At 53.6% G+C, this 7,050-nt stretch carries 6 protein-coding genes; all 6 read right to left on the bottom strand.

Annotated features, from left to right (window positions below; genetic code table 11):
- Positions 1-2 precede the first annotated feature (2 nt).
- On the bottom strand, positions 3-722 hold the full coding sequence (locus AFK24_RS08665) for a hypothetical protein (protein WP_080482086.1): 720 nt from the start codon (positions 720-722) through the stop codon (positions 3-5).
- Entirely contained in the window at positions 715-1,458 is a 744-nt protein-coding gene (locus AFK24_RS08670; protein WP_139110468.1) for a hypothetical protein, read from the bottom strand. The genes AFK24_RS08665 and AFK24_RS08670 overlap by 8 nt, the downstream gene beginning before the upstream one ends.
- Positions 1,459-1,496: 38 nt before the next feature.
- Positions 1,497-2,216 (bottom strand): hypothetical protein, encoded by a 720-nt coding sequence (locus AFK24_RS08675; RefSeq protein ID WP_080482083.1) that lies wholly within the window; start codon positions 2,214-2,216, stop codon positions 1,497-1,499.
- 4 nt (positions 2,217-2,220) lie between these two features.
- Positions 2,221-5,586: a toxin VasX gene (locus AFK24_RS08680; protein ID WP_065832856.1), complete on the bottom strand. Its 3,366-nt coding sequence runs from the start codon at positions 5,584-5,586 to the stop codon at positions 2,221-2,223.
- Positions 5,579-6,454, bottom strand: a complete 876-nt coding sequence (locus AFK24_RS08685) for a DUF4123 domain-containing protein (protein ID WP_065832857.1) — start codon at positions 6,452-6,454, stop codon at positions 5,579-5,581. The genes AFK24_RS08680 and AFK24_RS08685 overlap by 8 nt, the downstream gene beginning before the upstream one ends.
- On the bottom strand, positions 6,451-7,050 hold a 600-nt coding region (locus AFK24_RS31165), incomplete at its 5' end, for a bacteriophage T4 gp5 trimerisation domain-containing protein (RefSeq protein WP_430962151.1). The genes AFK24_RS08685 and AFK24_RS31165, both read right to left, overlap by 4 nt.

A 7,050-nucleotide genomic window follows, 5' to 3' on the forward strand; every position in this document is an offset into this window, starting at 1 on the left:
CTTCACCACTTCCACTCCTCCTCGCGGAACTCGGCGTTGGGCATGAGGGTTTTCAAAAGGGCTACGACTTCGTCGATTTTGCGTTTTTCGACGTGGATTTCGAAGCCGGCCATTGTGTTGTTCTGGTAGCTGGTGACGATCATTTTTCTTTTTCGGTCAATAAAAACAAGGTCGTAGCGTGACCATTTTTTTGTGCGTTGCCTGACCGGATTTTCGAACGTCATCAGTTTTGAAGAAGCCGCAAACGCCATCGCACCAGGGCCGGCGAGCATCCATATGAAGCTTGGCTCCATGGCGATCATTGTCAAGACCGCGACAAAAAAGGTGATTGCGATACCTTTGAAAATGTATGGTGTAAAACTTGCGTAGTCTTGCCAATCTTCAACGTGGGCGCCGTCTTCGGTAAGGATGTAGCTGTATATCGTTTTTTTTCTGGCGATTACTAGCCAGAAAAAAAGCAGCAAGATTAGAACAAAAATACATGAGCCCTGATAAAGCCCCCTGCTACTTTCCTCCCCATAAGCATTTATATAGGCATAAAAGCCAATAGGAACAAGACAAAATGCCCCAAAGACTTGGTCGACCAGTCTCATTGGATGCGGATGAGCCTTGATTGTCCATCCAGTGATTTTCGCACCGTTAAGGTTTTCGCGAGTCATCAGTTCTGATTTGCTCTCATTTGCGTCGAGACTAACGTCATCAGCGTTCTCGCTGTCACTCATAGCAACGGCCTTCTTCATAATCCACATTCGACGGTGCGTATAATTTTGCGAGCGAAAGAAATTCGTCAAGCCGGTCGTTTGGCAGAAACGCCTGAAAATAAAGATAGTTCTCTTCAAAGGCAATATCGGGATCATAGCGCCGCTGAAGAACAATAAGTCCTCTCTTTCTATCGACGAATATGAGGTGTGGCCTATCCCACTTAAAACTGCTACGGCTGATTTCATTTTTCCATTTTAGTAAGCCGCTTGCTGAGGCCGCAGCCATTGCTGCCGGACCGGCGAGCGCCCATACGAAGCTCGGCTCTATTAAAATCATAGTCAGTACGGCAACAAAGAAAAAGACGCTGATACCTTTGAACACGTAAGGAGTGTAAACCCAATAGTGCTGCCAGTACTCGACGCACCCTCCAGCCTGAGTAATTACATAATTGTAGACTGTTTTTTTTCTAGCTACGACTAGCCAAAAGGAAAGAACGAAGCACATGCTACAAACACTCGTAATCCTGGTGAACTCTCGATCACTTTCGCTCTCGTAAAACTCTCCGTATAGGAAATAGGAAAAAAAAATCAAAACGAATCCCCCAAATGTCATGTCTACAATCCGCATTGGATGTGGATGGGCTTTGATTCTCCACGCCATATCCTCTGCTCCTTGAACGGGCTCAACATCGGGTAACTGAGGGTCATTTTCTGATGGCTCTGGTTGAAGAACTGCGCCACTATCATTGCTCGCCATAGTTTATTTCCTTATGACGAGACCAAACTGAGCGTCACTCACCACTTCCACTCCTCCTCGCGAAACTCGGCGTTGGGTATGAGGGTTTTCAAAAGGGCGACGACTTCGTCGATTTTGCGTTTTTCGACGTGGATTTCGAAGCCGGCCATGGTGTTGTTCAGGTAGCTGGGGACGATCATCTTTCTTTTTCGGTCGATAAAGACAAGGTCGTAGCGTGACCATTTGGTGCCGTAACGACTGACTGGGTTTTCAAACTTCATTAATTTTGAAGAAGCCGCGAATGCCATCGCACCAGGGCCGACCAGCATCCAAATAAAGCTGGGCTCCATGGCAACCATCGTCAGAACTGCGACAAAGAAGATGATTGCAATACCTTTGAAAAGGTATGGCGTAAAACTCGCGTAGTCTTGCCAATCTTCGACGTGGACGCCGTCTTGGGTAAGGATGTAGCTATATATCGTTTTTTTTCTCGCAACTACTAACCAGAGAAAAAGTAGCAGCAACATGGGAAAAGCACTTTGGCTAGCGACGAAATTACCTTCTGCCTCATCTTCATAAAATAGTAGTCCGGCAAGGAAAAAGCCAATTGGTATAGATGTCAGCATTCCTAGCGCTATATCAATCATTCGCATTGGATGCGGATGCGCCTTGATTTTCCAGCTCATCATCGCTGAATCTAGCGGCGGGTCGGAAGTTATCTCGGAAGTTGGATTCGAAAATTCAAGCTGCCGAATTTTATCAATTTCTGTTGTTTTCATAGCTTTAACCTATTAGCGGAATGCTTGCAGCTTCTTTACGACCGCCGAGACTTTCGACTGACAATACGCTGTCATTGCCGTCAAGACTGGAATTGCCCTCTGAAAGTCCGTCGGCATCAAGTTCTACCTGATACAGATATCCCTTATCGGCGGCTTTTACCGGTAGGATTGAAGCTGGATACCAGATTTGTATTTCCAGATATTGAGCATTGTCAGCGACTGGAACCCAAGTCTGCCATATAACATCCTCGCCTTCTGGAGGCACAGGTCTGTAGGGCGGGTCGTTGTAGCGCATCTGCGTTTTGGTGTCTGAGGTTTTTCCCCAGTCAGCAATAGACTCGGTGGTTCCGTAGCCGATGAAATACTCTTTCAGGCTGTTACCTGAGGCTTCGACCGGCATCATCAAGCCGGGGCGACGACTGGCCGTCAGGTTTATCAGGATTATTTTGCTGCGTAAAACTTCAGGAACTCTTAATTGAATCCAGGCGCCGTTCGGTACTTCTCGCGGTGAATAACCAGTGGGGCCGGTGCTGATGAACTTAGTTTCCATAGTCGATTTTACGAACACCGCGGGACTCAGTTGAATTCTCAAAAACAACTGATTTTCTTCTGCTTCGGCTTGGAATCGCTCCTCAGGGAATCGAGACCATCGGCATTTATGCAGCCACTGCCCAACCATATCGCGCTTCAGGTAATTAAGAGCGTAAGTTGCAAATAGATACACCAGCCCGACTATCACAGTAGCGGCTGCAAACCAAGGGTTCATCACCCAAGGTATAAGAAATCCATAGTCCGCAAGTGATAAAACTCCCGCCATAGCCTGCGCGCCGCCGATGACCAGCATACCTAGAACCGTTGCTCTTTTAACCGCAAGAAAATTTTGATCCAAAGCAATATCCGTTCGACTACGGTCATCTTCGATATCCCACAGTTCTAGCCACGCGGCCACGACCATAAAACCACCCAAGCCGAGTAATCGTCCTCCGAAACCCCTGATCAGCTTTCCCCAAGATTGTGTGGTGCCAGAACTCATAGCCCAATAGCTCGCCGCCTTTCCGGTGATTTTTACTGGTTTTCCTTCAATTTCCGTCTCCAGCCCCTTTATCCCGGGCCAAGCCGTCTCCACAAAAACCGCCATCAGCGCGTTCCCGGTGTAAGCCGCCGCCGACCCGATCTTTGCCCAGTCCTTGGCATTCAACTCGCCGTCTTTACTGGCGAGATGATAAGTAGCCATTGTGTTGAAGAAGTTGACGACCACCAGCCCCCAGGTAATTGCGCCTGCATTTAGCCCATGTTGTTCGGTAAAGGCTCTGGCGTGGCTTTGCCAGTTGCCGGCCAGCTGGGCGCTGTTTTTGTGGAAGTGGGCAATTTCCAGTTGGAGTCGGCGCAGGTATCGGTTTTGGGAGTAGTCCACCAAATGCGGCCGTTGCAGATTGTGCTGGTCGATGTGTTCGTTCAGCTCAACCAGTATTTCTGCCACTCTCTTGCGATCATAACGACCGCCCGGGTTTGACCAGCGGTACTCAATGAGCCTCTTTTCCTGGCGAAGCTTGTCTCCTTGCTGGTTCCACGCGGTGATGCGCTCATTGAAATGCTCATCAATTTTCAACCGATCCTGATGGTTAAAAAGCAGGTGACCAATAGTGAGATTGCGCAGGGCGATGGCTTGATCGCTCATGCGACTATCAACCGCTATGAACGCCAGCTGAATCTTTTCAAAGGTCGTTTTGCCTGCGCCCTTGGCTAATTCCGTCAACGCCTGGAGCGTCAGCTGCACGGGCTCGCTCAAGACCCTTATCCAGGGATGTGCCGCTATCGCATCGTGATTGAGGAAACCATTGATCTCTCCCGCCCGGCCCGCCAGGGCGGTGAAGTCGGTGATGCCGGACATCAAGCGATTGGCCTCGTTGGTCATCGCCTCTTTGATGGGCGCGGAGAAGCCGTAGCGGGTCAGGCCGAACAGGGTTCTGCTTCGCTCTTCCTCTTTTTCCAGCCACCGGGAAAAGCCCACGTCCTGGCTGAGGCTGCACAATAGTTCGGCCGTGAGGTCCAGAAGGCAGTGCAGCGAGGTGGCGTTGGTGGTGTCGATGAACAGACGCATCGGATCAGTGCCGATATGCTCGCCGATGGCCTTGATATCGTCCTGGGTTTGCGTGATGTGCTGCTTCAGGCTGTTGAGTTGTGGCTGTCGAGCTTCGGTGAAATCCCGTGCGGCATCCAGGTCGACTTCGCGACGCCATTTGCTGCGCTCCTGCCAACTGCTGCGCAATGCCGGATCGGGCAGGCGGCCATAGCGGCTTTTTAGCTCGTAGCCCAGAGTGGTCGAAGGCAATTCGACCACTCCCAAGATGAGCCCTTCGGTTCCCGCAGCGGCTCGGTCCTCAACGTCCAGCTCCTCGAAATACGCTTCGATGTCGCGAATGTATTGCCGGGTTTTCGCCTCATCGCCTTTAACCGAGGCTGGCAGCAATGCCGGGTCGCCGCCGACACCGCACAGGCGCTCGACGATGCCCGCGATATTCATCGCATGCTCATGCTCGGCCTGAAACGCGAAGAGCGCGGCCTGATCGGCGATGAGTTGCATGCCCAGGTCTTCCAGCATGCCCAATGAGTCGTCGAGAGCGAACAGCAAGGCGCTGGATTTGTCTTCGACGCTGCCGGTCCAGACGACATCTGCGGCCAGCGGCACTGGCTTGTATGCGGCACCTTCAGGTACCACCGGCGGATGGGCTGAATCGGCGAAGCGCCCGTCGTGATCGACAGGGTAAGGATCGACGTCGGCCACAACTTTTTCGCTCAAGCGGGCCAATGGCAACGCATGCGTGACTGACATGTTGCGGCAGTAATCGCGCAGGTCCAGCGGCTGCATCCATGACGAGCGATTTACCGGGCTGGAACGCATTTGTTCACAGGTGCGCCAAGTCCATTGCCAGGGCGAGAATGCGATGCGCAATGTGCTGGTTCGTGGATACAGCAGATGCGTGCGGCTCTTGCCTTTTTTTGCACGGATATCCAGCCCGGGCTCAGCGTCGCTCCAGACAATCCGCGTCAAACTCGCGTCCTGGGCAACGAACGCATATTCATGCAGCACCTCGTCCGTTTCGTTATAGACGTACACAAATCCATCGCGCAGTTGGCGCAAGGTCAGGCTGCGGGTTTGCAACTTGGGATAGCGCGCCCATTTTCCGCTAGCGGCCAAAGGCGTGGGTTTGCCGGGCACGACGTCGTAGCGTGAGCGGTCCAGGGCATAGCGCATGGGCACGATTGCGATGTCAGGACCCTTGAACGGGCAAGTGCCTGTTCCGGAAAGGGTGGTGTCGGAAAATTGGGAATCGCGGCGTTGAGGCAATTGGCCGTCTTTGTCAGTCATGAACGACTTCCTTGTGCGTGCGGCTATGGAGTTCGAAAGCTCGGATGCGCAGCTCTGGTGCCAGTCCGGCGTTCGTCGCGTTCTGGCTTAACCACTGCGGATAAGGGCCTTGCGCTCGGGTGGCGAAGTCCTGGCCGTAGTCGGCACAAGCCTCCATCCACATGGCGAGCGCACGTTCAGTGACAAGGCCCCATTCCAGACCCGCTTGCAGACTGGAGTTCAGCCAGTCGCTGATCTGCGAACCGGTTAAGCCAGAAAATAAATCCGGTGAGCGCTCGCCAAGCCAGTTGTAGATACGGCCGGTAAATCGCCAGTGCTGAGCCAGTTCCAGCGCGTCAAGCTGATCTTCGCCCAGCACGGCATGGCGCTCGTCCCACACGGATTCGGCGCCGGGGCCGCTGAACGTCTGCCACTGCACTTGCTGTGGTGATTCCCAGCTCTGTCGTGGCGCGCCAACCCACCACTGCTCAATCGGCCCAAGGTGCTGGCTTGCGCCATTGGGATAACTCGACAACCAGAAATGTGTCACCAGCGGGTCGGCGAAGCGCAGCAGGCCGCCGCCGCCCAGACAGTCCGGTGGAGAAATGAAATGGCGCAGGTGAGCGGCGAGTTGTTCGATGTCGGCGCGGCTGTAGATAAGGGTTGAGTCCTTGCGCAGCGATTCGTGGTCAATCCATTCCGACAATAACGGGCTGCGTGAATCGGGCTTGATCAGGATCGGTCCCAGATCGTGAAGATCCTTCCATCGGGTTCCCAGATATAGCGCGTCAATTTCGAACAGTTCGTGGCGCTGATAAAGCCCCACAAGTGCGTCTGCCCTCAATGCACCGTCAATCAGCAGATAGTTGGCTTGGGCAGGATGATTCATTGACCAGACTCCACCAGCGCTTCGCACGCTTCGCAGCGAGACGGTAGGAGTTTGAATTCATCGCGAAGGGCCTCGACGGCCACCTCGGACACCGGCATGGACGGAGCACCGGGAGCCGCGACTCTTTTTCCGAGCGGCATAGGTGGAAGCGGCACCGCTGGCATCCCCGGCATCGGCACACCGCCCAGCAGGATCGGCACGCTGGTGAAAATCCCTGCAGGAGTAATCGAAATCCAGTGCCCGCCCGCCTTGATTGTGGTGCTGAGGGTCGCGTCGACGATCATGTGCTGCCCGGCAGCCAGGTGGACTTCCAGTGCCGCGCTGACCAGATGATTCGCCGCGCTGATGTGCTGATTGCCCACCACCGTCAGGGAATCATCCGCTAGCACCTGCGTCTTGCGCGCGCCGAGGGTCAGGTGATGTTCTTCGCCTTGCAGTTCATGACTGGACAGCCCGGTGACGAGGACGCTGCGCTGGTTGTCGACCTGGATCGACTGGTCGTTGAGGACATGCTCTTTCCAGTCGCGTTGGGCGCGGATGGCGATTTCTTCCTGGCCCTGGCGGTCCTCGATGCGCAGTTCGTTATAACCACCGCC

Source organism: Pseudomonas syringae, from assembly GCF_001698815.1.
GTDB classification, from domain to species: Bacteria; Pseudomonadota; Gammaproteobacteria; order Pseudomonadales; family Pseudomonadaceae; genus Aquipseudomonas; species Aquipseudomonas syringae_A.

What these genes read in the sequence shown, in the direction of transcription:
- AFK24_RS08670 (WP_139110468.1), bottom strand. Translation starts at nt 1,458, where the DNA reads ATGGCGAGCAATGATAGTGGCGCAGTTCTTCAACCAGAGCCATCAGAA.
- AFK24_RS08685 (WP_065832857.1), bottom strand. Translation starts at nt 6,454, where the DNA reads ATGAATCATCCTGCCCAAGCCAACTATCTGCTGATTGACGGTGCATTG.
- AFK24_RS08680 (WP_065832856.1), bottom strand. Translation starts at nt 5,586, where the DNA reads ATGACTGACAAAGACGGCCAATTGCCTCAACGCCGCGATTCCCAATTT.
- AFK24_RS08675 (WP_080482083.1), bottom strand. Translation starts at nt 2,216, where the DNA reads ATGAAAACAACAGAAATTGATAAAATTCGGCAGCTTGAATTTTCGAAT.
- AFK24_RS08665 (WP_080482086.1), bottom strand. Translation starts at nt 722, where the DNA reads ATGAGTGACAGCGAGAACGCTGATGACGTTAGTCTCGACGCAAATGAG.